The sequence below is a fragment of the Streptomyces paromomycinus genome (genome assembly GCF_003865155.1).
In the GTDB taxonomy this organism is placed as follows: Bacteria; Actinomycetota; Actinomycetes; order Streptomycetales; family Streptomycetaceae; genus Streptomyces; species Streptomyces chrestomyceticus.
Window position 1 is genome coordinate 9,321,568 of record NZ_BHZD01000001.1, and the last position, 26,371, is coordinate 9,347,938.

Sequence of the window (26,371 nt, forward strand, 5' to 3'; positions counted from 1 at the left end):
GGTTCCCGTCAGCCGTGCGCCGCCGGCTGCTCCTCCAGATACCGGGCGTACCGCTCCAGCCCGGCCCGGCCGTCCGGCACGAACGGCCACTCCGGGTCGGCCAGGCGCGCCGTCAGCTCCTCCCAGGTCATCCACCAGCCCTCGGCGACCTCGCTCGCCTGGTGCACCACCGGGCCGTGCAGGTCCGGGTCGTACTCGGCCACATACACGCAGGCCAGATAGTTGGCGTGCGCGTCCGCGAACCAGTAACGGAAGCAGGGGCGCACCGGGCAGCCGCGGACGCCGAGTTCCTCCGTCACCTCCCGCTCGGCGGTCTCGTCCGGGTCCTCCCCGGCGGCCACCACACCCCCCGCCCAGGCGTCGTGCATGCCCGGGTAGACGTCCTTGGTGTCGGTACGGCGATGCACGTACACCCGGCCCTCCGGGTCGCGCAGCAGCACCTGCGTCGCGCAGTGCGGCAGGTTCTCGGCGCGCATCTTGCTCCGGGGTGCCGAGCCGACGACCCGTCCGCTCAGATCACCCTCGGCGTAGAGGGCCACGATTTCTTCCACCACTCGGTTCAGCTTCCTCTCAGACCGTGCCGGAACGGATGGCATGGGCAACGGCGTGTGTGCGGTTGCGCAGTCCCAGCCTGGCCAGCATCGTATGGATCGCGTTCTTGATGGTGCGCTCGGAGTACCCGAGTTCCTTGGCCACCTCGCCGGTGCTCCAGCCGTCGGCCAGCATCCGCAGGATGCTCATCTCCCGGGCGTCGAAGCCGGCCGCGTTCAGCCGGTGCGGCTCCAATATGTCGCGCTGGAGGTGGTGCAGCAGCGTGACCAGCGAATCGGCCACCCCGGTGCGCTGCCGGCGGTCGCAGACGGCGTCCGCGATCGCGCCCAGATCACTCTGGGCGCGCGGCAGTACGTCCGTCAGACCGTGGGCCACGGCCCGCATCAGCTGGTACTCCGACACGGAGTCCGCGACCAGGATCAGCCGCTGGGACGGCCGTTGCCAGGCGTCCCGCCGCCCCAGCCGGGCGAGCGCCTCGTCGGTCCCTTCGGGCGACACCAGGATCAGGACGACGTCCGCCTCCGTCAGCCGGTCGTCGCCGACGACCGAGATCAGCGGATTGCTCCGCAGGAAGGCGACCGTGCCGTCGAGGGTGATCGGGTCGTCCGCCAGCACGACCACGCTCACCGGGTCCGTGCTCCGCTCCGTGCCGGCGGGCCGGCCGCCCCGGTCGGTGGGGGGCCGCAGCGCCGTGAGGTGGGGCGCACCGGCGACCCGGGGCGGCCGGCCGTCGGGCGGCGGGACGGCCATCGGGCGGGCCGGCCGGCGTGCGGGCGATTCCGGGTCTGGCCGGGCACCGCTGCGCGACGGTGCCGGCGAGCCCGAGGGGAGCGTTTGTTGCATCGTGTCTTGCCTTCCGTACCTTGCACGGCCGCGCCGTGGGCGGGCCCTGGTGAGGGTCGTCCGGACGGTGTGGTGACACCCCGGACGGGCTCCGTTCCTTGTCGAGCTGCTCATGGGCGGGACGTCGTGTCCCGGGAGGAATGCGGCGCGGCGACCCGCGGCGTGGCGTACGCGAAGGCCGGTGGGCCCGCCGCGTGAGCGCTCTCACGTCGGGGCTGCCCCGGCTGTTGTTGGCTGCATTGCTCGCCTTCCCCTCGTGCCGACTGCGGTCCGTGGAAGTTCCGTCAGGAGCCGGCCGGAGGAAGGCACTCCTCCGCTTGCTCACCCACGGTTTCTGCGCCGGTCATCGTGCGGCACGTTCCTTGCGACAGACTGGTCGGGATGTTGGCGGTTCCTTGTCGGCATCTTGAGACGGGCGCCGTGCCGCTGCCGGAATCCCTGTGTGTTCCTTGCTGTTCGCTTGTCATTCACTTGCCGGAGACCCGTCGTCGATCTTGGAGGATGTCTTTTTCTGTGCCAAGATCCGATTTGAGGCCGGCCGCGAGGTGCCGGCCCTCTTTTCAAGCGCCGCCCGGTGCGCGAACGATTGAGAACGAGATGCCCGAACCACCCATAGCGAGTCCTTTACGGAGCGATGGTGCCGACGTTCCCCGGCTGAGCGTTCTGGGCACCATGTCCGTACGGCACGAGGGGCGCGACCGGCCGCTCGGACCGCCGCGCCAGCGGGCACTTCTCGCGCTGTTACTCGTCCGCCTGGGCCGGGTGGTGCCCACCGAACTGCTCGTCGAGGAGCTGTGGGGCCAGGAGCCGCCGCGCCACGCGGTCGCCACGCTGCAGAGCTATGTCTCGCACCTGCGCCGCGCCCTCGACCCCGCGGCCGCTCCCGAGCGCGTACCGCTCCTGCGCCACCGCTCGCCGGGGTACGTACTGGAGCTGGACCCGCAGGAGATCGACGTCTTCCGCTTCGAGCACCTGGTCACCGACGGGCGGCGCCTGCTCGAAGCCGGTGACCCGGGCGGCGCCCGCGACCGGCTCACCACCGCACTCGGCCTGTGGCACGGCTCGCCGTACGCGGAGTTCGACGCGCATCCCTCGCTGAACGACGAGACGAACCGGCTGGAACAGCTCCGGCTCACCGCGGTGGAGTCCTCCGCGGAGGCCCAGTTGGCCCTGGGGGCGGCCGAGGAGGTGGCGGCGGGCCTCGAAGCCGAGGCCCGCCGGCACCCCGCGCGGGAGCGCCTGGTCGGCCATCTGATGACGGCGCTGTCGCGGCTGGGCCGCCAGGCGGAGGCGCTGGAGGTGTACGAACGGACCCGCCACCACCTCGCCGAGGACTTCGGGGTCGGCACCACCTCCGAACTCCGCCGGGTGCGGACGGCGATCCTCCGCCAGGACCCGGAGGCGCACGGCGCCGGCCTGGAGGGCCCGCCTGCCCATCGCCCGGACTGGGTGGGAAAGGCACCGCCGCCGCACGAGGCGGCGGGTACGCCCGGCAGCCCGGAGACGGGAAGCACGCTTCGCGGCCCCGAGACGGCCAGTACGCTCCGCGGCCCCGGGGCGGAGCCCGCGGAGGCGGACCGGCCGGCTCATCCGGCCGGACACACGGAGACCGAGGAACGCGGGCACGGCGCGACGGCCGACGGCCGCACCGGCACACCCCAGGCGCCCGAACGGCGCGAGGAACCCGTCGGCGCCGCCGCGGCCCCGTCCCCGTTCACCGGACGCAGCCAGGAACTGCACCGCCTCACGACCGCCGCGTCGAGCGCATTGGTCGGTCACGGCCCGGTGGCCGCCGTCCTCGGCCCGGCCGGCGTCGGCAAGACCCGGCTGCTCCTCGAACTCGCCGCGCGCTTCGAAGCGGACGGCGGCCCCGAAGTGGTGTGGGGCCACTGCTTCCCCGGCGAGGGGGTCCCGCCCTACTGGCTGTGGACCCAGGTCCTGCGGCGGCTCGCCCTCACCCGCGCCGACGCGTTCTCCCGGGTCGCCCAGCCCTTCGGCGCCCTGCTCACCCCGCTCCTGCCCGAACGCCCGGCGGGCACCGACCCGGACCGGCCCGGTGCGGAATCCGACTGGGGCCAGGCACGTTTTCTCACCCACGACGCGGTGTCCGAGGTCCTGCTCACGCTGGCCCGGCAGCGCCCGTTCGTCCTGTTCCTGGAAGACCTGCAGTGGGCGGACACCGCCTCGCTGGAACTGCTCAGACTGCTGAGCACCCGCCGGCCGGGCCAGCCGCTCGGCATCGTGCTGACCGCCCGCGAGTTCGAGGCCGAGTCGGACGACGCGCTCCGCCGCACCCTGTCCGAAGTCCTGCGCGGGCCGCGGACGGAGACCCTGCGGCTGGGCGGACTGTCCCGGCGGGCCGTCGCCGCGCTGGTGGACGCCCAGGCCGGTCCCGGCGTGGACCCGGAGGTCGTGGAGGTGCTGCACCGGCGGAGCGAGGGCAACCCGTACTTCGTCATGCAACTCCTCTCGCTCCTCGGGGACGCGCGCAGCCTGCACCGGTCCGACGCGGTCGCCGTGCTCCTCGCCCGCGTACCGACCGGTGTGCGGGACGCGCTGCACCAGCGGTTCGACGCCCTGCCCGAACCGGTGCTGCGCGTCCTGCGGGGGTGCGCCGTCATCGGCACCGAGGTCGACACCGACCTGCTCAGACGCTCCGTACCGGCCGACGAACCGGTCCCCGCCGCGCTGGAGACGGCGATCCGCGCGGGCCTCCTCGCCGAGGACCCGCACCACCCGGGCCGGCTGCACTTCGCCCACGCCCTGGTACGGGAAGCCCTCATCGAGGAGCTTCCCTCCGAGGACCGGCAGCGGCTGCACGCCCGGGTCGCCGAGGCGCTGTGCGCGCGGGGACGGGCCGGGCGGGAAGAGATCGAACGGGTCGCCGACCACTCGTGGCAGGCCAAGGACGCCGTCCCCGTCGAACGTGCCCTCCCCAGACTGCTGCGCGCCGCCGAACAGGCCGAACAGCAATGGGCCTACGAGCAGGTGGAGATGTGGCTGCGCCGGGCACTGCACCTGGTGGGAATGCTCTGCCCCGACGACCCGTCGGCAGTGCGTCTGGAGCAGCAACTGCGTATCCAGCTCGGCCAGGTACTGGCGACCACACGCGGCTACGGCCATCCGGAGGCCGAGTCGGAACTGACCCACGGCCGGGCGCTGAGCGCGGTCACCCACGCCCCGGAGGACCCCTCGGTCCTGTGGGCGCTGTGCGCGGCGTACCTGGTCACCGGCCGCTACGAGGACTCGCGGCAGTTCTCCGGCCTGCTACGGGAAATGCGGGAGACCACCGGTGCGCCGGTGGGCTGCCTGGGCGCGGCGTACGGCGAGGGGATCGTGCTGCACGTACGGGGCCGGCTGTCCGAGGCGCTGAGCGAGCTGGAGTACGCGGTCGCCATGGCGGATCGTTTCGCCAGGGAGGGCCACGCCCTGGCCCGCACCTTCCAGCACGATCCGCGCATCTCCTGCCGCTCCTACAACGCCTTCACCCACTGGCTGCTGGGCAACCGCCGCACCGCCGGAACACGCCGACGGGAGCTGCTGCGCCTGACCAAGTTCGAGAGCCGCCCCTCGGACCGGTGCTTCGCGCTGTACGTGGACGCGGTGGTGGCCGCCTGGGAAGGCGACGCGGCGACGGCCCGCTCCTCGGGCGCGGAAGGCGTACGGCTGGCAGGCGAACACGGACTGCTCTACTGGAAAGCACAGCTGGGCGTACTGAAGGGCTGGGGCCTGACCCACTCGGGCCAGGAGGACGACGGCCTCACCCTCATGCACACTTCCCTCACCGAACTGCGCACCAGCAAAACCTACTTGCGCCACCCGCTCCACCTGGGCCTGCTGGGCCAGGCCCAACAACACGCCGGCCGCACCGAGGAAGCAGAAGCCACCTTCCGAGCCCTCCTGACCGCCGTGGAACACCGCAACGAACACGTCTACCTCCACTCCTCCCTGCCGGCCACCAGGCTCCTGCACACGTTGCTGGGGCGTACGGCGGCGGAGGCGGTTTCGGGTGGGTGAGGGGGCGGGCGCCTCGCGGGGACGGCTGGTGCTCGGCTTCTCCTGACCCTGCTGCGTCGGGGCACGGAGCCTTCGAGTGCGGGGTGGCACCGGACGTGCTGTACGGGATCAAGGCCGTCATTGTCCCCATGATGGGGTGATCGTCACTCCATCGTAGGAATTGTGGACCACGGGCGAGGGGTGGGGAGCGGGAACGGCGGTCTTCGGCCGGGCGGATCGGTTCACTGGAAGCTCCTGAGTGATCGGAAGATCACATCGGAACGGGAGCAAGGGAGTACCGGAGATGCCGGAGCAGGAAAAGGGAACCGATTCCGCAGGTGCAGAGTCCGTGGGTACCGAGTCCGTCGGTACCGACGATCCCGCGGGCACCGAGTCCGTCAGTACCGACGATCCCGCGGGCGCCGGCCCGTTCGGCCTGCGGCCCACCGCCGGACTGGAGAACGTGGCCCTCCTCGCCGTGGGCCTCGCGGATGTCGTGCTCGAACGGCTGCGGCACGCCGCGGACCAGGGGCAGCAGCTGCTGCGCCGTTCCGATCTGCGGGAGCTCATCGCCGACGGGGTGGACGACCTGCGTACCCGCGGTGAACTGGCGTCCCGTCGTGCCGCGCCGGACACCGAGAACTACCTGGAGGTGATGGCGAGCCGGGCGGTGAAGCGGGCCGGGGAGGCCGAGGCGTCCGGGCCGGCCGCCCATGCATGACGCGGCGGGGTTCAAGCAGCGCATCGACGCGCACCTGTGCCGGCTGGCCGACGAGGAAGAAGCCGAGCTGCTGCGCCTGTCGGGCGAACTCGCTCCGCTCTGCGCGCAGCTGCGCAGCGCGCTGACGAGCGGGAAGCGACTGCGCGCCGCCTTCCTCTACTGGGGCTGGCGGGCCTCCGGACAGCCGGACTGCGACGGCGTGATCAGGGCCGCGGCCGCCATGGAGCTGGTGCACGCGGCCGCGTGCACCCACGACGACATCATCGACGACAGCCGGCTGCGCCACGGCCTGCCGACGGCGCACGTCGCCTTCGCCGCCGGTGGTGTCCGTACCTGGGGGGACGCGCACGAGCAGCCCGGCGGGCACCGTCAGGACCGTTCCGCCGCGCTCGCGATGATGCTGGGCGACCTGCTGATGGGGTATGCGGGCAAGGTCTTCGCGACCTGCGGCCTCCCCGGCGCCTATGTGGCACGGACGGTGCCCCTGTGGTCCACGCTGCTGCGGGAGACCGTCGCAGGGGAGTGCCTGGAAGTCCTGCGTACCGGCGGCGGCCCGTCCGGTGTCGCCGAATCCTTGGAGATCGCCCGGTACAAGACGGCCAAGTACACCGTGGAGCGGCCGCTGCACATGGGCGCCACGCTCGGCGGCGCCTCGCGGGACGTACTCGCCGCTTTCACCGGCTACGGGCTGCCGCTGGGCGAAGCGTTCCAGCTCCGCGACGACCTGCTGGGCACCTTCGGCGACCCGGGCCGGACGGGGAAGTCCCGCCTGGACGACCTGCGGGACAGGAAGCCCACCGCGCTGCTCGCGCTGACCGGCTCGCTGCTCTCCCCGGATGACGGGAAGCTGCTGGCCGAGACCTTGGCGGCCGGCCCGAGCCTGGACGAGGCCGGTGCGGCGCTCGTACGGGAGCTGATGGAGCACTGCGGTGCGCGGCAGCGCGTCGAGGACATGATCGAGGAACGGATCGCGCGGGCCCGCGCCGCGCTGGACTCCGTGGCGCTGCCGGCGGACGCGCGCTCGGTGCTCAGCGCCTTGGCGGCTTCGGCGGCAGACCGGTCCCTGTGAGGGCAACGAGAGAGATGAGGAAATAGTGACCGCTGAGAGCAAGGGCATCTCTGGGATCTCCGGGATCGTTGGGACAGCCGGGACTGCAAAGACCACCGGGACCGCTAAAACCACCGGGCCCACCGGTGCTACCGAGACCACCGGGACCTCCGAGGCCACCCCGCGCTACACCGAAGCGACGCTGGACCAGCTGCGTACCCAAGGCGACCCGCTCGCCGACGAGACCGTGGCGGCCATGTTCGAGCGGGGAGAGGTGTCGGACTTCAACACCCTCATGCGCTTCTTCACCACCACCGGACACAAACTGCCGGACGGCCTGCCGCAGTCGGCGGCGTCCTACCTGGAAGCGACCGGCATGCCCCCGGCATGGATCGACTGGGACATCATGGAGCGGGCACGGCTGTTCTTCATGGACAACGCCGCGCACATCAACACCGGCCTGTCCTTCGCCGCCATGCCGACCACGTACGCCGTCCCGCGCGTGGCCAAGCTGCTGGCCTCCACGCACTCCATGGACTACCCGTCGCGCCGGATGGCGAACACCGGGCAGTTCGTCACGTACCTGATGCAGACCAACGCCTTCGAGGAGGGCAGCAAGTTCATCCCGGCCGCCCAGAAAGTGCGCCTGCTGCACGCCGCGGTGCGTCACCATCTGACCAGGTCCGGGCGCTGGGACAGCGAGCGGGACGGGATGCCGCTCTGCCAGGAAGACATGATCGGCGGACAGATCTGCTTCTCGATCCTCGTCCTGGACGCGATGCACCGCCTCGGCATCCACATGAGCCAGGAGGGCGCGGAGGCGTACTACTACGCCTGGCGCGTCGTCGGCTCCATCCTGGGCTGCGACATGGCGGCGCCGGACAACCTCACCGAGGCGCGGGCCTACGCCGATCTCTACCTCCTGCGCAACCTGGGGCCCTCGGAGGAGGGCGTACGGCTGAACAACCAGCTGATGCGGATGTACGAGGACGTGGTCCCCGGCACCCTGTTCGACCCGATCGTCCCGGCCACGGTCCGCTTCCTCGTGGGCGACACCATCGCCGGCTGGCTCCAGATCCCCCGCAGCCCGTGGGACACGGCGGCCAAGGCCGTGCCCGTGATCCTCGGCATGCTGGAGGCCGTCGAGGACAGCAGCCCGCTGGGGGAGTGGGCCCTGGACAAGGCGGGCAGCCTGCTCTCCGGCTTCGAACTCGCCTCGCTGACCCGCGGCCGGGTGATGCAGTACGCCATTCCCGAGGAGCTCAAGCCCGACTACGGGCTGCGGTCGCAGCAGGCGCGTAACCAGCGCTGGGTGCCGCCCGCTCCGACCTCGGTGGGCGCGAACTGAGAAGCGCACGGTGAGAAGCCTTTGAAGCCCTGACCTGAAAGCGTTCCCGCCGCCCCGCTCGCCGACACACCTGACGATCGCAACCGGACGTCGGGAGCGGGGAGGCTCCCGGCGTGTCGCGGTGACGGCGGCCGTCCGGGGTGGCCGAGGAGTGTCGGTGAACCGCCCGGCAGGACCCGGGAACGGGCGGGACGGGGGCGTTACGGTGCTGGCCGTGAGCGTTCTGCGGCCAGGGAGGAGGCGGGGCCGGCGGGTGCGGACACGGCTGGATCTGTGAGGTTTGAAGCTTTCGTTCTGGTCGGGCAAACACTTTCGCATTACCTTTAACTCTTCTTGTTGCGGTGACGCTGTGCTCCCCCTCCGGTACCGACACCACAGGACGAACCATGGCGGATGAGTTACGGTTCAAAGTTCTCGGGCCTCTCTGTGCCTACCGGGACGGTGTCGGGGTGCCGGTGGGACCACCTCAGCAACAGGCGGTGCTGGTGGGCCTGTTGCTGAGCGGCGGTAAGGCCGTGCCGATGAGCGGGCTGATCGAAGCCGTGTGGGGTTTTCAGCCACCGAAGCGGGCCGTGACGACGATCCGTACCTATGTCTGGCGGCTCCGCAAGCTCCTTGATCCGCTGGAGGCGGCGGACTCGTCCGTGCTGCAATCGGCCGGCGACGGCTACCGGCTGCCCACGGCCCCTTCCGCGGTGGACGCCGGAAGCGCCCAGTCCCTGATGAAGCGGGCCGTCGAGCAGCGCAGGGCGGGCCGTGCGCAGGAGGCCGGACGGTTGCTGTCGGCGTGCCTGGACCTGTGGCGGGGTGAGCCGCTGAGCGGTGTGCCGGGCCCGTTCGCCGCGCGGCAGCGGGCCCGGCTCGAAGAGCTGCGGATCGCTGCGCTGGAGGAGCACTACGACCTGGCGCTGGAGTCCGGGCGGGACCGGCTCGTCGTACCGGAGCTGACCGATCTGGTGGGGGCCTATCCGCTGAACGAACGGTTCCGATGTTTGCTCATGCGAGCTTTGTACGGAGTGGGGCGGCAGACCGAGGCCCTGGACGTCTACCATGACGTGCGGAAACTTCTGCTGGAAGAGCAGGGGATCGATCCCGGTTCCGAACTCACGTCATTGCAGCAGCACATTCTCAGCGGTACGCCTCCTACGGAGCTGCTGCACGGTGGCCCGGACGGCAAGCAGGACCGTCGGGCGGATCTCCTGGTCCCGGTCGGGTCGAGGAGATTCCGGGTGCCGCCGCCCGCCCAACTCCCTTCGGACGACGTCGGGTTCGTCGGCAGGGAGGCGGAGGTGTCCCACCTGTGTGCGGCACTGACGGACCCGGCGCGGACCGCACCCGCCACCGTGGGCATTGCGGGAGTGGCGGGCGTCGGCAAGACCGCGCTGGCCCTGCACGCGGCCCACCAGGTGAAGTACGCCTTTCCGGACGGGCAGCTGTACGCCGACCTCCGCGGCGTCGCCAAGGTGCCCGCCGATCCGTCCGCCGTCCTGGCCGGGTTCCTGCTGTCCATGGGAGTGCCGCCGCAGGTCGTACCCGACTCCCGGGACGAACGCCGCGACCTCTTCCGTTCGATGCTGGACGAGCGGCGGGTCCTGCTGGTGCTGGACGACGCGCGGGACACGGAGCAGCTACGGGACCTGATGCCGGGGAGCGCCCGGTGCGGTGTCATCGTCAGTGCGAGGTCGAGCTTGCCCGGCCTCCCCTTGTCGGCCCAGGTGTGTCTGGGAAGGCTCACCCTTGACGAGGCCGTCGCGCTGCTGGAGAAGGCGCTGGGCCGTGCCCGGACGGCCGCGGAACCAGGGGACGCGCGGCGCCTGGCCGAGGCGTGCGACCGGCTCCCCTTTCCCCTGCGCGTCGCGGCCGGGCGGCTCGCCGCCCACCCCGAGTGGAGCGTCAAGGTACTGCTCACTTCGCTGACACAGGATCGCGGCCGTATCGACGGCACAGGCACAGGCACAGGCGCTGGCGCTGGCATCGATACAGGCACCGGCATGGGCACCGCTGCGCTGGACGGGCCGGCCGGCCAAGGCCCCCGGCACCTGATGCCCGATCAGCTCGCGCCGCTGGGCAGGCTGACGGCCACGGGCGTCCCGGACTTCACGGTGCGCAGCGCCGCGGCCGTGCTGATGGTGGACGAACCCACGGCGGAGCGCGTCCTGGAGGCCCTCAGAGCGGACTCGCTGCTGGGTTCGTCCGGGCCCGGACGGTACCGGGTACGGTACGTGGCCCGCTCCGTGGCCACCGCGCGGCTCGGCCGGTACGACCAGGCCGAGTCGGACCGTGCCCTCCGGGGGCTGCTGGAACACCTGCTGGCCACGGCGTGCAACGCGTTCGCCCTGGCGGCGCCCGGCGATCCCGTGCAGGACGCCTTTCGTCTGAGGGCCACCGTGGGGATGTCCTTTCCCGACTTCCGGCAGGCACGGGAGTGGGTCCGCAGCGAGGTTCCCACGATATCCGGCGCGGCTCTGCAGGCGGCACGCCGCCCGGCGGGGGCGGCGGAGGACCTGCTGCCGCGTGCCGTGGATCTGCTGATCGCCGTGTCGCCGTTCGCCGGGGCCGTGGGGGACGAGCGGCTGCGGGCCGCGGTACCTCCGCTGGTGCGCGCCGCCGCGAAACGCAATGAGCCGCGCACGCTGGGGCGGGCCCAGTTCCTGTACGCGGTCACCGCATTCCAGACGGGGTGGCCGGCCGAGGCGCGGAAGTACGCGGGCCTGGCGATCAGCTCCGCCCGTCAGGGACAGGACCCGTTCATCGTGCGGCAGGCGCTGCACGGACTCGGCATGCTGGCACGCGCTCAGCGGCGTTTCGACGAGGCCGTGACGCACTACGAGAAAGCCGCGGCCATGGCCAAGCGGTGGGGGCACCTTTCCGGGGAGGCGACCTCCGCCATCAATGCGGCGCTGTGCCGGGCCTTGGCCGGATGGGCGGACGAGGCGCCGCCCGACCAGGACGAGGCGCCGGAGCGATGGCACGCCGTGGAGAATGTTCCCGGGCACGCCTGCGGTTTGTGCTGAGCCATGGAACGGAAGGTTCCGACGCCGTACTACTGGGGCAGTCCCAGTCCCAGTCCCAGCGCCACTCCCCGTTCCGGTCCCGGTGTTCCGGCTCAGGTTTCCGGCCGGGAACTGGCCACCGCCGCGGACGCGAGAGCCAAACAGCCGATCATGATGAGTATTCCGGGAAGAGTGGCCCTTTCCGATCCGGCGACGGCGGTGGCCACCAGCGGACTGAAGCTGGCAATCGTCGCGCCGAGCTGATAAGTCACGGCCAGCGCCGAATAGCGCTGCTGGACGGGGAACATCTCGACCAGGAAGGAGGCGAAGGCACCGTACACCGCGGCATGGCCGGCCCCCATCGCGAGGACGAAGGTCATGATGACCAGCCACGGCTCTCCCGAAGCCAGCCAGTAAGGCGCGGGAACCGCCAGGAGTGCGCAGATTGCGTATCCGGACAGAATGACCGGGCGGCGGCCCCACCGGTCGGACAGTGCCCCGAACGCCGGCAGCATCAGCGCTTCGGCCAACGCGCCGGCCGCGAGTCCCAGCAGCAGTACCGAGCGGGCGGTGTGCTGCTGTCCGGCGGAGGCGGCGGTGAAGAGCTGGACGGTGAAGGTACTGACGATCACGGCGAGACCGAGTGCGGCCAGGGCGCCGCGCACCACCTTTCCGGGGGTGTGCCGCAGTACGTCCCGTACCGGCAGCGCCGACACGGCCGTCGTCCTTTTCGCCCGCACGTATTCCGGGGACTCCGCCACCTTCCGCCGTACGACCACACCCAGGGCCACCAGGGCGATCGAGGCGAGGAACGGCAGGCGCCAGCCCCAGGCGCGGAGCTGTGGCTCCGGCATCCGGAGCACCAGCTCGATCACGGCGGTGCTGCCCAGCAGCCCCAGCGGAAAACCGGCCGCGGGAAAGGCGGTCCACAGGCCTTTGCGTCCCGGCGGAGCGTACTCCGCGCTCATGAGTACGGCGCCGCCCCACTCCCCGCCGATGCCGATGCCTTGCAGAATCCGCAGGGTGACCAGTAACGCGGGCGCCAGGATTCCGGCCTGCTCGTACGTCGGCAGAACGCCGACCAGGAACGTGGCGAGGCCCATCACGAGAAGGGTGAGCGCCAGCATGTTCTTGCGGCCGACGCGGTCCCCGAAGTGGCCGATGATCACGCCGCCCAGTGGCCGGGCCACGAACCCGGCCGCGTAGGTCGCGAAGGTGGCCAGCACGGTCGCCGTCGGGGAACTCCCGGGGAAGAACAACGGCCCGATGATCAGTACGGAGGCCGTCGAGTAGAGGTAGAAGTCGTACCATTCGATGGCGCTTCCGACAGTGCTCGCCAGGAGGACCCGCCGGGTCGTGGAGCCGCTTCTCCGGGCTACTGCGGACTTCGGCTCGGTGGTGGCCGGCGAAGCATTCAAGGAAACTCCTTCCGGGAACAATACGGCGTGCGGGCGCGGTCGCCGGCCGGAAAGCCGGGGCCCGGGGAAAATCCGGGACCAGCTGTCGGGGCTTGCCTGTTCATTCGGATGGTGGAGCTGTTGCGGCGCGTGCTACCGGTTTTACCCCGGTTTCCGGACGGTTGTCCAGAGAGCCCCGGGCACCCTTGCCGACGACCGGCCGGCCGTGGCTTAATCCAGGAAATGTCCACGGGCCAGGGAGAGTTGCATGAACGCTGATCCGGAAACGCCTGACATCTGGACTGTGGACGACGGTTCGGAAGTAATATGTCTGCGTCGTTGGAAAGGCACCTGGGACCCGGACGACCGGCATGCGAACTTCAAGTCGGACGTCGTCGCCTACGGACTGCTCGACCCGCTGGAGACGGTGCGCGGCATGTCCCGCAACCTGGACATCCCCGTCGGCGCCATCGTGCGGTACGTGCTCGCCCGGTGGGCCACGGGAGGCAGCGGCGGCCTGCTGGAGATCGGACCGGTGATGGTGCCCCGGCTGTGGGAGCCGATCGCGGCGGCGGAGGAGAAGGACGACGACGAGGCACGCCTCCAGGCGTACCACCAACTCCGCCAGATGATCTCGTGGTTGAAGCTCCCGCTGGACGACCCCACGGTGTATCCGCCGCAACGCGACTGACAGCGGCAGCCCCGGAGGGGCCCGAGCGCCGTACCACCCCCGCGTTTTCAGGGCCGACGAAGGTTGGAGGGCTGAGTGGAACGGACCGGTCGACACGGTGGCACGACCGCGCTGCGCCAGGCCATGCGCCATGCCGCGCCGAGCGACTTGGGCGGTGCCGGCTGGGTGCCGCGCACCGCGGCGCATCACGAGGAAGTGGCGGCGGGAACGCTGTGGCACCGGTGCGGTTACCGGTCGGAGGTGGCCCCGCTGCGGGAGGTGGTGCTCGCCCGTCCGCCGGACAGCCTGGCGCGGGCCGGTGACGCGCCCGGCGGCCACCTGATGTCCGCCAGGGTGGACCTGGGACGGATACGGGCGCAGGCGGACGCGGTGGCCGAGGCGTACCTCCGGCACGGCGTGACCGTCCACCTCGTCCGGCCGCCCGCGCACGCGGGGCCCAACCTGATCTTCATGCGGGACCTCTTCCTCGCGACACCGCAGGGCGTGGTGCTGGGCCGTCCCGCCTCCGCGCAGCGGGCGGGCGAGGAGCGGTTCGCGGCCGTCGCCCTGGCCGCCCTGGGCGTCCCCCTGCTGAGAACCCCGGCCGGCACCGCCACCTTCGAGGGCGCGGACGCCCTGTGGCTGGGGGAGGACACGGTCGTGGTGGGCTGCGGCTTCCGCACCAACCCGGAGGGCGCGGCGGTCGTCGGCGACGAACTGGCACGCCAAGGCGTGCGGACCGTCGTCGTACCGCTCGGCCCCGGGGTGCAGCACCTCCTCGGTTCCCTGGTCTTCGTCGACCGCCGCCGCGTACTGCTGCGCGCGGCGGCGGCCACCGCCGAGCTGCGCGCCCTGCTGCACGAGCACGGATACGAGGTGATCGAACTCCCGGCGGCGGACGAGGTGGTGCACAGGCGGGCGATGAACCTGGTCACGCTCGCGCCGGGCGTCGTGCTGATGCCCGCCGGCTGTCCGGACACCCGGCGGCGCCTGGAGGCGGCCGGCCTGCACGTGGACACCGTGGAGGTGGGGGAGTACGTGAAGGCCGCGGGGGCGCTCGGCTGTCTCACCGGCATCCTGCTGCGGGACGACGCCGGCGCGCCGGCCGGGAGGAAACCGTGAACCGGGACGCGGTCTCGGTGGCCGTCATCGGCGGCGGGGCCAGCGGAACCCTGGCCTGCGTCCACCTGCTGGAGGCGAGCGCGGCGTCGCGCCGCCCGGTACGGATCTCGCTGATCGAGCCGTCCGACGAGCTGGGCCGCGGCACGGCCTACGCGTCGCCCGATCCCCGGCACCTGATGAACACCCCGATGGAACGCTCCGGCGCCTGGGCCCACGACCCCGGACACCTCGTCGCCTGGCTGCGGCGCCGGGACCCGGACACGCCCTCCGGCCACTACCCGCCTCGCGGTACGTACGGCGCCTACCTGGCCGACACACTGCGCGAGACCCGGGAGCGCACGGCGGGGACCGGGCAGTTGTGGCACGTGCGCCGCCGCGCGCGCCGGGTGCTTCCCGGCCTTCCGCGGCCGGTGGTGGCGCTGTCCGACGGCCGGTGTGTGGCGGCGGACCGGGTCGTGTTCGCCATGGGGAACGCGGCCACCTGGCGCGACCCGTTCCCTTCGGCGCAGGCGGGACCGCGGTACGTACGCTCTCCCTGGCACAGCGGCCTCCCGGCGGTGGCAGACCACTCCTCCGTGCTGCTGCTGGGCAACGGACTCACCGCGGTGGACATCGGGCTCAGCCTGCTCGGCGGCTCGGTGGGCGTACGCGTCGACGCCGTGTCCCGGCACGGGCTGCTGCCCCGGCCGCACGGCGCCGGATGCTCGCACGGCGGGCATCCGAACGTGGTGGGCGCCCTGCTGGCGGACGACCGGCTCACCTTGGCGCGGCTCGTGAGCACGGTCCGCTCCGAGATGCGGCGGAGCCCGGAATGCTGGCGGGAGATCATCGACGCGCTGCGGCCCTGCACCGGCGAGTTGTGGGGCCGGCTCGACGCCGACGACCAGCGGGACTTCCTGGGGCGCTTCGGTACGTACTGGGATGTGCATCGCCACCGGCTGCCTCCCACCACCGCCCATCGGCTCGGCCGCGCGTTGGGCTCGGGACGGCTGAAGGCCCGTAAGGGGCGGGCGGCCTATCTGCGCGCCTGCCCGCGCGGGGTCGTCGCCGGGCTCGACGTCGGCGCCGGGCCGGTGCCCGTGCGCTACGACTGGGTGATCAACTGCACCGGGTTCGGACGGGACATCACCGGTTCCGCCGATCCGCTGCTGTCCTGGTTGCTGCGGGACGGACTGGCCGTACCCGACTCCCTGCGGCTGGGTATGGCCACGGACCGCCGCGGCCGCCTGCTCGACCGCGACGGGCGGCCCGATCCGGCCTTGTTGGCCATCGGGCCGCTGCGGCGCGGCTCGCAGTGGGAGACCACCGCCATCCCGGAGATCCGCGCGCAGGCCGCTCAGCTCGCGGACGACATCCTCGGCTCACCGGCCACCGGGCCGGCGGAACTCCTTCACCAAGGAGGACCGGTCTCGTCGTCCTGACGGGAGGAGACGGTGCTGCCGTGCAGCTCGTCGGGGTCGGCGGCCAGATCGTACTGCTCGACCCGGTCGCCGCCGATCTGCCAGATGACCTTCTGGCGGCTGTCCCCCTCGCACAGCCGGACCGACGCCAGAGGCAGCAGGCCGGGGAAGCGCCCGTCCGACCGCCGCTCCTCCGGGTGGTACGTCTCGGAGTAGGCGGGCCGGGCCGCAGGCGTCTGCTCACCGAAGAACTCGGTGAGCGAGCGGCCGTCGGGACCGTCCTTGTACGGGTCCAGGCCCAGCAGCTCCAGGACGGTGGGAGCGATGTCCACCAGCCGGACCTGCTCGGTGATCTCACGGCCCCGGGGTACGCCCGGCCCGCCGACGATCAGCGGAACGTGCTGCGTCGTGTCGAACAGCAGGCACCCGTGTCCCTCCTCGTAGGGGTGACCGAGATCGCCGGAGTGGTCGTTGGGATACCAGCCGGCCAGGTCCTCGCCGTGGTCGGAGAAGCACACGACCAGCAGGTCGTCGAGCGGGTGCCCGGCCTCCTCCAGTCTGCGCAGGAGCAGTTGGAGGTAGTGGTCGCTGTACGCGACCTCGCCCTCGTAGGGGTTGGCGGCACCGGGGCAGAAGTCCTCCGGCGGCTCGTACGGCCAGTGGGCGTCGAAGAAGTGCGCGAACAGGAAGAAGGGGCCCTCCTGGCGTTCCGCCCAGGCCGCCGCGCGGTCCGCCACCAACGGGGCGCGCTTGAGCGCCAGGCCGCGCAGTTTGACGTCGTTGACGGTGAGGGGGTCACTGCCGTCGGGCAGCCGGGGGATCTCGTCGTCGTAGTGGCCGAAGCCGCGGTCCATGCCGTACCACCGGTTCAGCCCCGGGCAGGACACCACCGCGCCGGTCGCGTACCCCGCCGCTTGCAGCCGTTCCGCCAACGTCGTCGTGTCCGGCCGCAGTTGCTCGCGCAGCAGATGGCGGATGCCGTGCCGGGCCGGCTGGAGGCCGGTGAACACACTGGCGTGGCTGATCGGGGTCAAGGGGGCGGACGAGATGGCCTGCCGGAAGGTCGTACCCCGTCGGCGCAGTGCTTCGATCCCGGGCATCTTCCCGGAGTAGGCCACGTCCGCCCGAACGGTGTCGAGGGAGATGAGCACGAGACTCGTCACGGTCGGCATCCTTCCGCTTACGCGTAGATCCGCTGTTGATCGGCTATTGACTGAACGTGCCTAGACTGGTGGGCGACCTTGGAGGAGTACTTCTGAGGAGGTCGCTGTTGCAAGACCCCGGCAATGTGTGTGAACCCGGACCGGCCGAAGACTCCCTGCACCTGGTGTCCTTGAAGGAACTGCGCAGCTCGACCGATTCTCCCCGTTCCGGCGGACTCAACCGTGAGCATGTGGAACTGCTGCTCGCCTCCGGAGCGAGCCTTCCGCCCATTCTCGTACACCGTCCCACCATGCGGGTGCTGGACGGAATGCACCGGCTCCAAGTAGCGGTCCAGCGCGGCGACCGGACCATCCGCTGCACGTTCTTCGACGGTTCCGAGGCGGATGCCTTCGTCCTGGCGGTGGAGAGCAATGTGCGGCACGGGCTGCCGCTTTCCCTGGAGGAACGCACTGCCGCGGCGACACGCATAGTACGGTCCCACCCCCATCTTTCCGACCGGTCCGTGGCCCGGGTGAGCGGTCTGTCCCCCAAGACCGTGGCGGCCGTCCGGCGGCGTTCGAGTGAGGAAATTCCCCACTCGAACACGCGCGTAGGCAATGACGGCCGGACCCGGCCGCTGGACATGGCGGAGTTACGGAAGTCGGCGGCCCGGGTGATGACGGACCACCCTGGCATGCCGCTGCGAGAAGTGGCCACCACCGTCGGTATTTCCCTGGGGACGGCACACGATGTGCGTGAACGGCTGCGTTCGGGCCGGGATCCGGTGCCGGTGCGCTATCGTGAAGTCTCCGCTCCGGCGAGCAAGCGCAAGAACGCGGCCGGGCGCCCCACGCCGCAGCCGGGAGACCGGAAGCCGGCGGGGAAGACCACCGGCGGACAGCCCGTACCGGATATTTCGGAGCTGCACCGCACCCTCAAGAAAGACCCTTCGATCCGTTTCACCGAAATGGGTCGGACGCTCTTACGGCTGTTCGACGCGCAAGAGCTGCTCATGGCGGCAGGTGGCCACCTCGTGGACGGTGTTCCACCGCACTGGGCGGAAATGGTGGCCGAACTCGCCGACGGCTGTGCGGATTCATGGCGTGAATTCGCCGACCAGGTGCGCCGGATCGTGGTGCCGGACGACCGGCAGGCCAGCGGATAAGAACACATCACCTGGCAACTAGGGAGGACTCATGGCACAGAAATCGCTGGCGCTGGAGTTGTACTCGAATGCCGACGAGGCCGTCGACCAGCGCTATATGCGGCAGATGCGTGAGCAGGACGACGAGCCCGTGCCCACGGATCCCTCCCTCCCCAGCTTCACCCTGGTAGTCGGCCCCTCACCGTTCAGCATGCCGCGCGGCTGGGAATTCTTCCTGACCTCTCCGTACGAGGGCGCCTCCTACATCTCGACCGTGCTCCACAACGCCGGCTTCCCGGTCCGGATCGTCGACGTGCGGTACGCGCTGAACCCGCTCAAGACCGCCTTCGACCAGATCGTCGGCCAGACCGACGTCCTGGGCGTGTGCACCTTCGAGGACAACTTCCCGTTCTGCCGGGAACTGATGCAGATGGTCCGCGACGCGGAACCGGACGTCCCCATCATCTGCGGCGGATCGCTGGTCACCTCGGTGCCCCATGTGTTCATGGAGAGCACGGCGTGCGACGTCGCCGTGATCAGCGAGGGCGAGATCACGATCCTCGAACTCATGGAGAGCTTCGCCGCCGGCAAGTGGGAGCAGGACCTGCCCAACGTCCGGGGCATCTGCTACCGCTCCCCCGCGGGGGAGCCCAAGCGCACCCGGGCCCGCGGCCAGATGATGGACCTGGACTCGCTGCCCAGGATGCGGCTCGACCTGTGGCCCCAGTACCACAGCCCCATGGGGATGCAACCGCAGATCATCTCCTCGTACAGCCGCGGCTGCAAGATGGACTGCTCCTTCTGCTACCGCACGACGCCCCAGGTCAGGGCCAAGTCCCAGGAGAAGATGGACCGGGACATGGCCTGGCTGAAGGAGCAGTACGGCGTCGACTTCTGCTTCTTCGTCGACCTGACCTTCAGCTCCCACCGGCGGCAGACGATAGAGATCTGTGACGCCATCAAGGACCACGACATCCGCTGGACCTGCCTGACCCGGTGCGCCGACATGGACGTCCCGCGCGTCACCGCCATGCGGGACTCCGGCTGCGACATCATCCTCTACGGAGTGGAGTCGCTGGGCACCGAAGTCCTCCGGGAGGCCCGCAAGGGCAGCAGCGAGAACCTCACCGTACGGGCGATGCGGACCACCTTCGAGAACGACGTGCGGTTCGGCTCCCTGCTCATCGTCGGCCTGCCGAACGAGAGCAACGAGTCCCTGAACCACATGGTCCAGTTCGCCGAGACGTACAACCACGTGACCCGTGTCAAGTACCTGTCGGCCATGCCGGGAACCACGGTCTACAAACAGGCCATCGCCTCCGGGCTGATCCGCTCCGAGATCGACCACCTCAACTGGCTCTCCATCGAACAGGCCCTGCACGAGGACGAGTTCCTCAACATCAGCGGCCTGTCCGAAGGCGCCTGCCGGGACGCCTACCAGCGCATCTACGACGCCTACCAGCCCGGCCCGGTCATGGACTTCAAGCACTACCCGGAGAACTTCTGGTACTTCCACCCGCAGCCGCACGACGGCCTGGACCGCTCGACGTCCTACGCCGGAACCGGCTGGCGCGAGAAGTGGAGCTCGGCGGCCGGCGGGCTCGCCCCCGGCTCCGGGCGCTTCACCCTCGACCAGTGCGCCTCCCCCGAGGTCGCCGCGCTCGGCAGCCGCCTGGTGCCGAGCGGGGCCGAGATGATGCGCCGCGCCGCGGCCCTCGGTGGCGCATGAGCGCGACGCCGGGGCCGCAGAGCCCGATCTTCATCATCGGCACCGAACGGTCCGGGTCGAACCTGCTGCGCCTGATCCTGGACGCGCATCCACGGATCTGCGTCCCGCACCCGCCGCACTTCATGCGCTACCTCGCGACGCCCGCCGGCTCCTACGGCGACCTGAGCGTCGAGGCCAACCGGCGGAAGGCCGCCGAGGACGCCGTAGGGCTGCTGCGACGGCACATCCACCCTTGGCAGCACACGATCGACCCGCAGCGCGTGGTGGAGGAGGCGGCCCCCACCCTGTTCGGAGTGGTGGCCGCCGTGTACGACCAGTACCGGCAGGCCGAGGGCGCCGCGCGCTGGGGGTGCAAGAGCACCTTCATGGTCGACCACGTGGACGAGGCGCTGGCCCACTTCCCCGAGGCACGCTTCATATGGCTGGTCAGAGACCCCTGCGACGTCGGGTCCTCGGCCAAGCGGTCCATCTTCGGCTACAGCCACCCCTACCGCATGGCCCACCTGTGGCGGCGGCAGCAGGAGCAGGCCCGGGCCGCGCTGTCCAGGTGGGGGCCGGACTCGGTCCATCTGCTGCGCTACGAGGACCTGGTCTCGCGCCCGGGGGAGGAGATCGAACGGCTCTGCTCCTTCCTGGCCGAGGAACCCCACCCGGCCATGCTGGAACACCACCGGTCGCCGGCCGCCCGCCACACGGCCGGGTGGGCCGAGGCCTGGCGGAACGCCGGGACACCGGTCACCACCGACCGGATCGGCGCCCACCAGGCCGGCCTCACCCCGGGCGAGCGCCTGCTGGTGGACAAGGTGACGGGGCCGCTGAAGAGCGGCCTCGGCTACCCGGTCCATCCCGACGCGCACGCGTGCCCCACCCCCTCCCCGGTGGAGCTGGCCGTGCGGTCGGCGGTGCTGCGGCTGCGGGTGGAGTTCCGGTCACTCCAGCAGGACCGGAACTACGCCCTGCGGCTCGGCAGGGACGTCTATGTGCGGTGGCTGCGGATCAGGGCGCACGCCCGGGTCCACCTCCGGCGCGGGCACGCCGGCACCCCACCGGTCGCCGCCCGGCGCAGCGCCGCCTGACACCCACCCGGCCGGTCCCGAGTGCGGGCGGCGCCCGCGGGTGGTGACGGAACCGGAGAACACGAAAGGGAGGTCCTTCCTTGCCGATCACGCGAGACGACGTGACCGAGCACTTCAGAATGCGTGCCGCCACCTACGACCGGTCCAGTTCCTGGTGCACCGACCAGGGCCTCGGCGAGATCGTCCTCGACCTGGGCGCCCCGGCACCCGACGCCCGGGTCCTGGACGTCGCCTGCGGTACCGGCCTGGTCTCCCGCCTCTTCTCCGGGCGGGTGGCCGAGGTGGTCGGCCTGGACCTTACGGCGGAGATGGCGGAGCAGGCCGCGCCGTTCCTGGACCGGCTGGTGGTGGCACCGGCCGAGAAACTGCCCTTCGACGACGGCGAGTTCGACCTCGTGGTGTGCCGGCAGGGCATGCAGTTCATGGACCTGCCCGACGCCGTCGAGGAGATGGTGCGGGTCGTGCGGCCCGGCGGCCGGGTGGTCCTGGTGAACCTGTGCGCGTACGGGCCGCACGACCGCGACACGTACTTCGAGATCCTCCGGCTGCGCAATCCCGTACGCCGCCACTTCTTCCTCCCGGAGGAGCCGGCGGAACTCCTCCGTGCGGCGGGCTGCGACCCCGTGCGCACCCGCCGCCACGTCTCCGCCGAGGACGTGGACGTCTGGTCCGACAACGGCGCCATCGGCCAGGAGCGGCGCGAGGCGATCCGGGCCGCCTACCGGGGCGCCACCGAGGAATTCAGGTCCCTGCACGCGGTCCGGGAGGCGGCCGGCCGGATCGTCGACCACATGCTGTTCGTCGTGGCGGCGGGGACCAAGCCGGCCGCGTCGGGCGGCGGAGCCGGTGAGGAGCCCCATGCCACAGCCAAGTGAGAGCCTGGCGGCCGAACTGCGCGCGGTGTTCGCCGCTGAGGCCACCACCGCGCTGCGCTACGCGTACTTCGCGCATATAGCCGAGACGGAAGGCCACACCCAGGTCGCGGAGCTGTTCACCGACCTGGCCGACAGCATCACCTGTGCCGCGCACGGCCACCTGGACGTACTGCGCGACGCCACCCCCGCCACGGGCTTCCGGGACGTGGGGGACACACCGCTGAACCTGGCCTCGTCCGTGACGGCCGCCCTGGAGCAGTCCGGTGAGACCTACCCGCGGCTGACCGCCGCCGCACTCGACGAGGGCGGCGCGGACCTGGCCAGCTGGCTCACCACGCTCATGGCGCTGAAGAAGAAGCACACCGCCCGGCTCGACGCCGCACTGCAGGAGATGGCCCGTCACTCGGACGAACCCGCCGGTGACCCCGCACTCACGGGAGTCCGCGATGACCGATGATCCGCGGGCGGCCGCGGCCGCCACCTACGACGCATCGGCGATCATGGTCTTCTCCGGGCTCGAAGCGGTACGCCGCAACCCGTCGATGTACATCGGCTCCACCGGCCCCGACGGCCTGCACCACCTGGTCTTCGAACTGCTCGACAACGCCGTCGACGAGCACGAGGCGGGTCATGCCCGCGAGCTGACGGTCACCCTGCACACGGACGGCTCCTGCACGGTGGAGGACGACGGGCGGGGCATCCCGGTCGACGTCCACCAGGACACCGGCCGCCCGGCCTGCGAGGTCGTCCTCACCACCCTCCACGCGGGCGGCAAGTTCGGCGGCTCGGCCTACAGCCGTTCCGCCGGGCTGCACGGCGTCGGCGTCTCCTGCGTCAACGCCCTGGCCGAGTGGCTCCGGGTGGACATCCGGCGGGACGGGGTCCACCACTACCAGGAGTACTCCTGCGGCGAACCGCTGATGGAGCTGACGACGGCCGGAGCGGCGGACGGCAGCGGTACCCGCGTCACGTTCCGGCCGGACGCGCGGATCTTCGACACCCGCGCCTTCTCCGTACGGACCCTGACCGAGCGGTTGCAGGAGATCGCCTTCCTGCACCCCGGACTCACGGTCGGGCTGACGGACCGGAACACCGGCACCCGGGCCCGCTTCTCGTTCGCGGAGGGGGTGCGCGGCTTCCTCGCCCACCTCAACCGGGGGGCCTCGGTGGTCCACCCCGAGCCGATCGTGGTCGACGCCACCGGGGACCACAGCACCCTGGAACTGGCCTTCCAGTGGACGGAGGGGTACACGGAGGAGATCCGCAGCTTCGTCAACGGCGTCCGCACCGACCAGGGCGGCGCCCACGTCGACGCGGTCCGCTCGGCGCTGGCCCAGGCCATCAACCGGTACGCCACCGCGCGCGGCATGCTGGACGCGCATCTCGGGGAGCGCATCACCACCGTCGACGTCCTCGAAGGGCTCACCGCCGTCGTCTCCTTGCGCATGGACGACCCGCGCTTCGACGGGCAGACCAAGAAGCGGCTGCAGAACCCCGAAGTGGGCCAGGTCGTCCAGGAGGCCGTCGACAGCGAGTTCAGCCGCCGGATGGAGAAGGACGAGGAGCTGGGCCGGCGGATCGTGGCCCGGGTACTGGACGCCACCCGCGCCCGGCTCGCCGCCCGGCTGGCCGGCCGTACCGCCCGTGTGCAGCGCCGCGACCTCGCCATCGACTACACCGTCTACCAGCGGCAGTTCGGCATCCGTTCCCGCAACTGGCACGACTCCTGCGCCTGGCTGACCGACGGCGACCTGCTCGCCCGGCACGCCGCACTGTGCGAGGTGCCCGCCGACGCCCGGATGCTCGACGTGTGCTGCGGCAGCGGTGTGGTGGGCGCCTCCTTCAAGGACCGGGTCGGGGAGACGGTCGGACTGGACATCACCCCCGAGATGGTCGCCCTGGCCTCCACCCGGCTCGACCGCGTGGACCAGGGCACGGTCTACGACCTGCCCTATCCGGACGACTCCTTCGACCTGGTCGTCACACGGGAGGTGCTGCATCTGCTGCCGCAGCCCGAGCGCCCGGTGTCGGAGATCTTCCGGGTGCTGCGGCCCGGCGGACAGTTCATCGTGGGGCAGATCGTCCCGTACGCGGACGAGGACGCCTTCTGGATGTACCGCGTCTTCAAGAAGAAACAGCCGCTGCTGCACCAGATGTTCCGCGAGCAGGATTTCCGTTCCCTGCTCCTCGGCGCCGGATTCCAGGACGTCCGGATGACCGAATACCTGCTGTGGGAGTCCATCGATCAGTGGATCGACACCCACGAAACCACTCCGGCGCACCGCCGGGAGATCCAGCGGCTGTTCTACGAAGCGCCGCGTGAAGTGCGGGAAGCCCACCCGTTCGAGGTGCTGGCCGACGGCTCCATCAACGACCAGTGGCGCTGGTGTGTCTATTCGCTGCGGAAACCGCGGTGATGGCCGGATGACCACGCATCCAGTGAGTGCACCGCAGGGGCTCGGCACGCTGCACCGGCGCCTGGACGTGCTGCGGCACCTGCGCGGCCCTGCCGTGCCGGACTTCCTCGGCGGGGTCGGCGAGGTCGTGGTGCTCGCGTGCAGTTCCCGCGGCGGCTCCAGCATGGTGGCCGAGCTGCTGCGGTACTCCCGCGAACTGCTGCATTTCCAGGCGGAGACCAATCCCTTTCTCCGCCTGGCCGGGCTCGGCCACCCCGAAAGCCGTACCGGCTCCGATGCGCTGGGCTCCGAGCACGCGGCCGCGTTGGAGCCCTGGGCCCGCTCGGTACTGGCCGAGGAAATGGCGCGGGACGCGGGAAGCGCGGCCCAGGAGTGCGACGAGAACCAGCTCTGCGCCGACATGGCCTGGCGGCTGATCGTGCAATGGCCGGAACTGCCGCTGGAGCCCCTGGAACTCGTCGAGACGGTCCGCCGCGCGTGGCGCACACGGATGCACCGCCGGCCCACGGGCGCGCCGGGGGAGTCCGACGAGGCCTGGTGCCTGCTGGCCGTACTGGAGGAATTGTCCGGGCGCGGCCTGCCGGTCGATCCGCGGTACTACGACTTGCCGAGAGAAGCCCGGCGCGGATACCCGTCCCCGGCCAACGGATTGCGGGCGCCGGGGGACTTTCTCGTGGAGGAGCCACCGTTCGTCGTGGCACGCGCCTGGCGTCGCGCGGACCTCGCCGACCTGCACGACAAGCCCCTGGTCGTCAAGACACCGAGCAATGCGTACCGCCTGCATTTCCTGCGCTCGCTCTTTCCGCAGGCGCGCTTCCGGGTGCTGCACCTGACCCGCAATCCGGCCGCGGCCGTCAACGGCCTCTACGACGGGTGGCGCCATCACGGTTTCCACGCGCACCGGATGGAGAAACCTCTGGGCATTGACGGGTACGTCGAGCAGCACGAGGACAACCAGTGGTGGTGGAAGTTCGACCTCCCGCCCGGCTGGGAGGAGTACACCGGTGCGCCGCTGGCCGAAGTCTGCGCGTTCCAATGGCGCAGTACCCACGAGGCGGTGCTCGGTCATCTCACCGACGCGTCGGTCGACCGCATGACCGTCCGGTTCGAGGACCTGACCGCGAGCCCGGCCGGTCGGATCGCCTCCTTCGAGAAGCTGAGCGAATGGCTCGGCATTTCCCTGACCGGTGACTTCCGGCGGGCGGTGCACCACGGCATCCGGCCGGTCGTGGCGACCGCGCGGCCGCGGGAGTGGCGCTGGAAGGAGCGTGCGGAGTTGATCGAGCCGGCCATCGACCGGAAAACCGCCGACACGGCCGAGCGCCTCGGCTACGGGGACCGGTCGAAATGGCGATGATGCCGCTGGCCACGTGGCTGGCAGGCTATATCCGCGATGTGCCGGACCACCCGTATCCCGGTGTGCTGTTCAAGGACTACGCCTCTTTACTGGCCGATCCGAGAGCGTTCACCGCACTCGTGGACGCACTGGCCGACGTGTGCCGCCACCGCGAAGCCACCATGGTCGTCGGTCTTGAGGCCCGCGGATTCCTGCTGGGCGCGCCGGTGGCCGTACGGTCCGGACTGGGACTCGCGGTCATCCGCAAGAGCGGCAAACTGCCGGGCAGGGCGTTCCGCCGTGTTTACGAACTGGAATACGGGACCGACGAGTTCGAGCTCCAGTGTGACGCTCTGAGGCCGAAGGACCGGGTGGTCGTGGTCGACGACGTGCTGGCGACGGGAGGCACCGCCCTGGCGGCCGCGTCCTTGGTGTCGGAGGCGGGGGCGGACGTCGTCGGCGTGGCCTTCATGCTGGAACTGGTGGCACTCTCGGGGCGCCGCCGGCTGGCACGCGACCTCGACGGGGTGCCCGTGGACGCCGTGATCAACGCGTGAGGGG

20 protein-coding genes are annotated in these 26,371 nt (G+C 71.0%); 16 read left to right on the forward strand and 4 right to left on the reverse strand.

Annotation, left to right across the window (positions count from 1 at the left end):
• Positions 1 to 8: 8 nt before the first annotated feature.
• Together OEIGOIKO_RS39580 and OEIGOIKO_RS39585 are read right to left on the reverse strand one after the other, a co-directional pair.
• On the reverse strand, positions 9 to 554 hold the full coding sequence (locus OEIGOIKO_RS39580; RefSeq protein WP_246177880.1) for an NUDIX hydrolase: 546 nt from the start codon (positions 552 to 554) through the stop codon (positions 9 to 11).
• Positions 555 to 570: 16 nt separating this feature from the next.
• On the reverse strand, positions 571 to 1,302 hold the full coding sequence (locus tag OEIGOIKO_RS39585) for a helix-turn-helix transcriptional regulator (protein WP_125058105.1): 732 nt from the start codon (positions 1,300 to 1,302) through the stop codon (positions 571 to 573).
• 765 nt (positions 1,303 to 2,067) lie between these two features.
• On the opposite strand from OEIGOIKO_RS39585, the gene OEIGOIKO_RS39590 reads away from it, so the two are divergent.
• The 5 genes from OEIGOIKO_RS39590 (at position 2,068) to OEIGOIKO_RS39610 (ending at position 11,522) form a co-directional block, all read left to right on the forward strand.
• Positions 2,068 to 5,412: a BTAD domain-containing putative transcriptional regulator gene (locus tag OEIGOIKO_RS39590; RefSeq protein WP_125058106.1), complete on the forward strand. Its 3,345-nt coding sequence runs from the start codon at positions 2,068 to 2,070 to the stop codon at positions 5,410 to 5,412.
• A gap of 328 nt (positions 5,413 to 5,740) precedes the next feature.
• A complete protein-coding gene (locus OEIGOIKO_RS39595) occupies positions 5,741 to 6,112 on the forward strand; it encodes a hypothetical protein (RefSeq protein ID WP_218040040.1) in 372 nt (123 codons plus the stop codon).
• Positions 6,105 to 7,181: a polyprenyl synthetase family protein gene (locus OEIGOIKO_RS39600; protein ID WP_125058107.1), complete on the forward strand. Its 1,077-nt coding sequence runs from the start codon at positions 6,105 to 6,107 to the stop codon at positions 7,179 to 7,181. The genes OEIGOIKO_RS39595 and OEIGOIKO_RS39600 overlap by 8 nt, the downstream gene beginning before the upstream one ends.
• Positions 7,182 to 7,362: 181 nt before the next feature.
• Positions 7,363 to 8,508 carry an oxygenase MpaB family protein gene (locus OEIGOIKO_RS39605; protein ID WP_246178271.1) on the forward strand — a complete coding sequence of 382 codons (1,146 nt, stop codon included), beginning with the start codon at positions 7,363 to 7,365 and terminating at the stop codon, positions 8,506 to 8,508.
• A 455-nt stretch (positions 8,509 to 8,963) separates the two neighbouring features.
• Positions 8,964 to 11,522, forward strand: a complete 2,559-nt coding sequence (locus tag OEIGOIKO_RS39610; RefSeq protein WP_170251987.1) for an AfsR/SARP family transcriptional regulator — start codon at positions 8,964 to 8,966, stop codon at positions 11,520 to 11,522.
• 92 nt (positions 11,523 to 11,614) lie between these two features.
• Here the strand turns inward: OEIGOIKO_RS39610 and OEIGOIKO_RS39615 are convergent, their stop codons facing one another.
• A complete protein-coding gene (locus OEIGOIKO_RS39615; protein WP_170251988.1) occupies positions 11,615 to 12,919 on the reverse strand; it encodes an MFS transporter in 1,305 nt (434 codons plus the stop codon).
• A gap of 247 nt (positions 12,920 to 13,166) precedes the next feature.
• Here OEIGOIKO_RS39615 and OEIGOIKO_RS39620 point away from each other — a divergent pair, with 247 nt between their 5' ends.
• From OEIGOIKO_RS39620 to OEIGOIKO_RS39630, 3 genes are all read left to right on the forward strand, one after another.
• Positions 13,167 to 13,589 carry a DUF6027 family protein gene (locus OEIGOIKO_RS39620; protein ID WP_246177881.1) on the forward strand — a complete coding sequence of 141 codons (423 nt, stop codon included), beginning with the start codon at positions 13,167 to 13,169 and terminating at the stop codon, positions 13,587 to 13,589.
• 75 nt (positions 13,590 to 13,664) lie between these two features.
• Positions 13,665 to 14,690 carry a dimethylarginine dimethylaminohydrolase family protein gene (locus tag OEIGOIKO_RS39625; protein WP_246177882.1) on the forward strand — a complete coding sequence of 342 codons (1,026 nt, stop codon included), beginning with the start codon at positions 13,665 to 13,667 and terminating at the stop codon, positions 14,688 to 14,690.
• A complete protein-coding gene (locus OEIGOIKO_RS39630; RefSeq protein WP_170251989.1) occupies positions 14,687 to 16,111 on the forward strand; it encodes an FAD/NAD(P)-binding protein in 1,425 nt (474 codons plus the stop codon). The genes OEIGOIKO_RS39625 and OEIGOIKO_RS39630 overlap by 4 nt, the downstream gene beginning before the upstream one ends.
• Here OEIGOIKO_RS39630 and OEIGOIKO_RS39635 read toward each other — a convergent pair.
• The gene (locus OEIGOIKO_RS39635; protein WP_125058111.1) at positions 16,081 to 17,262 is read right to left on the reverse strand and encodes a sulfatase; all 1,182 of its coding nucleotides are present in this window, start codon (positions 17,260 to 17,262) and stop codon (positions 16,081 to 16,083) included. The two genes, OEIGOIKO_RS39630 and OEIGOIKO_RS39635, sit on opposite strands and share 31 nt — an antisense overlap.
• 281 nt (positions 17,263 to 17,543) lie before the next feature.
• Between OEIGOIKO_RS39635 and OEIGOIKO_RS39640 the strand changes: the two genes are divergently transcribed.
• The 8 genes from OEIGOIKO_RS39640 (at position 17,544) to OEIGOIKO_RS39675 (ending at position 26,367) form a co-directional block, all read left to right on the forward strand.
• Positions 17,544 to 18,398, forward strand: a complete 855-nt coding sequence (locus OEIGOIKO_RS39640; RefSeq protein ID WP_246177884.1) for a streptomycin biosynthesis protein — start codon at positions 17,544 to 17,546, stop codon at positions 18,396 to 18,398.
• Positions 18,399 to 18,429: 31 nt separating this feature from the next.
• Positions 18,430 to 20,106: a B12-binding domain-containing radical SAM protein gene (locus OEIGOIKO_RS39645; RefSeq protein WP_125058112.1), complete on the forward strand. Its 1,677-nt coding sequence runs from the start codon at positions 18,430 to 18,432 to the stop codon at positions 20,104 to 20,106.
• Positions 20,103 to 21,182 (forward strand): sulfotransferase family protein, encoded by a 1,080-nt coding sequence (locus OEIGOIKO_RS39650; RefSeq protein ID WP_125058113.1) that lies wholly within the window; start codon positions 20,103 to 20,105, stop codon positions 21,180 to 21,182. Before OEIGOIKO_RS39645 ends, OEIGOIKO_RS39650 begins: the two co-directional genes overlap by 4 nt.
• Before the next feature lie 80 nt (positions 21,183 to 21,262).
• On the forward strand, positions 21,263 to 22,057 hold the full coding sequence (locus tag OEIGOIKO_RS39655; RefSeq protein WP_246177886.1) for a class I SAM-dependent methyltransferase: 795 nt from the start codon (positions 21,263 to 21,265) through the stop codon (positions 22,055 to 22,057).
• Entirely contained in the window at positions 22,041 to 22,514 is a 474-nt protein-coding gene (locus OEIGOIKO_RS39660; RefSeq protein ID WP_125058114.1) for a ferritin family protein, read from the forward strand. Before OEIGOIKO_RS39655 ends, OEIGOIKO_RS39660 begins: the two co-directional genes overlap by 17 nt.
• The gene (locus OEIGOIKO_RS39665; RefSeq protein WP_125058115.1) at positions 22,504 to 24,474 is read left to right on the forward strand and encodes a methyltransferase domain-containing protein; all 1,971 of its coding nucleotides are present in this window, start codon (positions 22,504 to 22,506) and stop codon (positions 24,472 to 24,474) included. The genes OEIGOIKO_RS39660 and OEIGOIKO_RS39665 overlap by 11 nt, the downstream gene beginning before the upstream one ends.
• A 22-nt stretch (positions 24,475 to 24,496) precedes the next feature.
• Positions 24,497 to 25,831 (forward strand): sulfotransferase, encoded by a 1,335-nt coding sequence (locus OEIGOIKO_RS39670; protein ID WP_246177888.1) that lies wholly within the window; start codon positions 24,497 to 24,499, stop codon positions 25,829 to 25,831.
• The gene (locus OEIGOIKO_RS39675) at positions 25,828 to 26,367 is read left to right on the forward strand and encodes an adenine phosphoribosyltransferase (RefSeq protein WP_125059578.1); all 540 of its coding nucleotides are present in this window, start codon (positions 25,828 to 25,830) and stop codon (positions 26,365 to 26,367) included. The genes OEIGOIKO_RS39670 and OEIGOIKO_RS39675 overlap by 4 nt, the downstream gene beginning before the upstream one ends.
• The last annotated feature ends 4 nt before the right edge of the window (positions 26,368 to 26,371 follow it).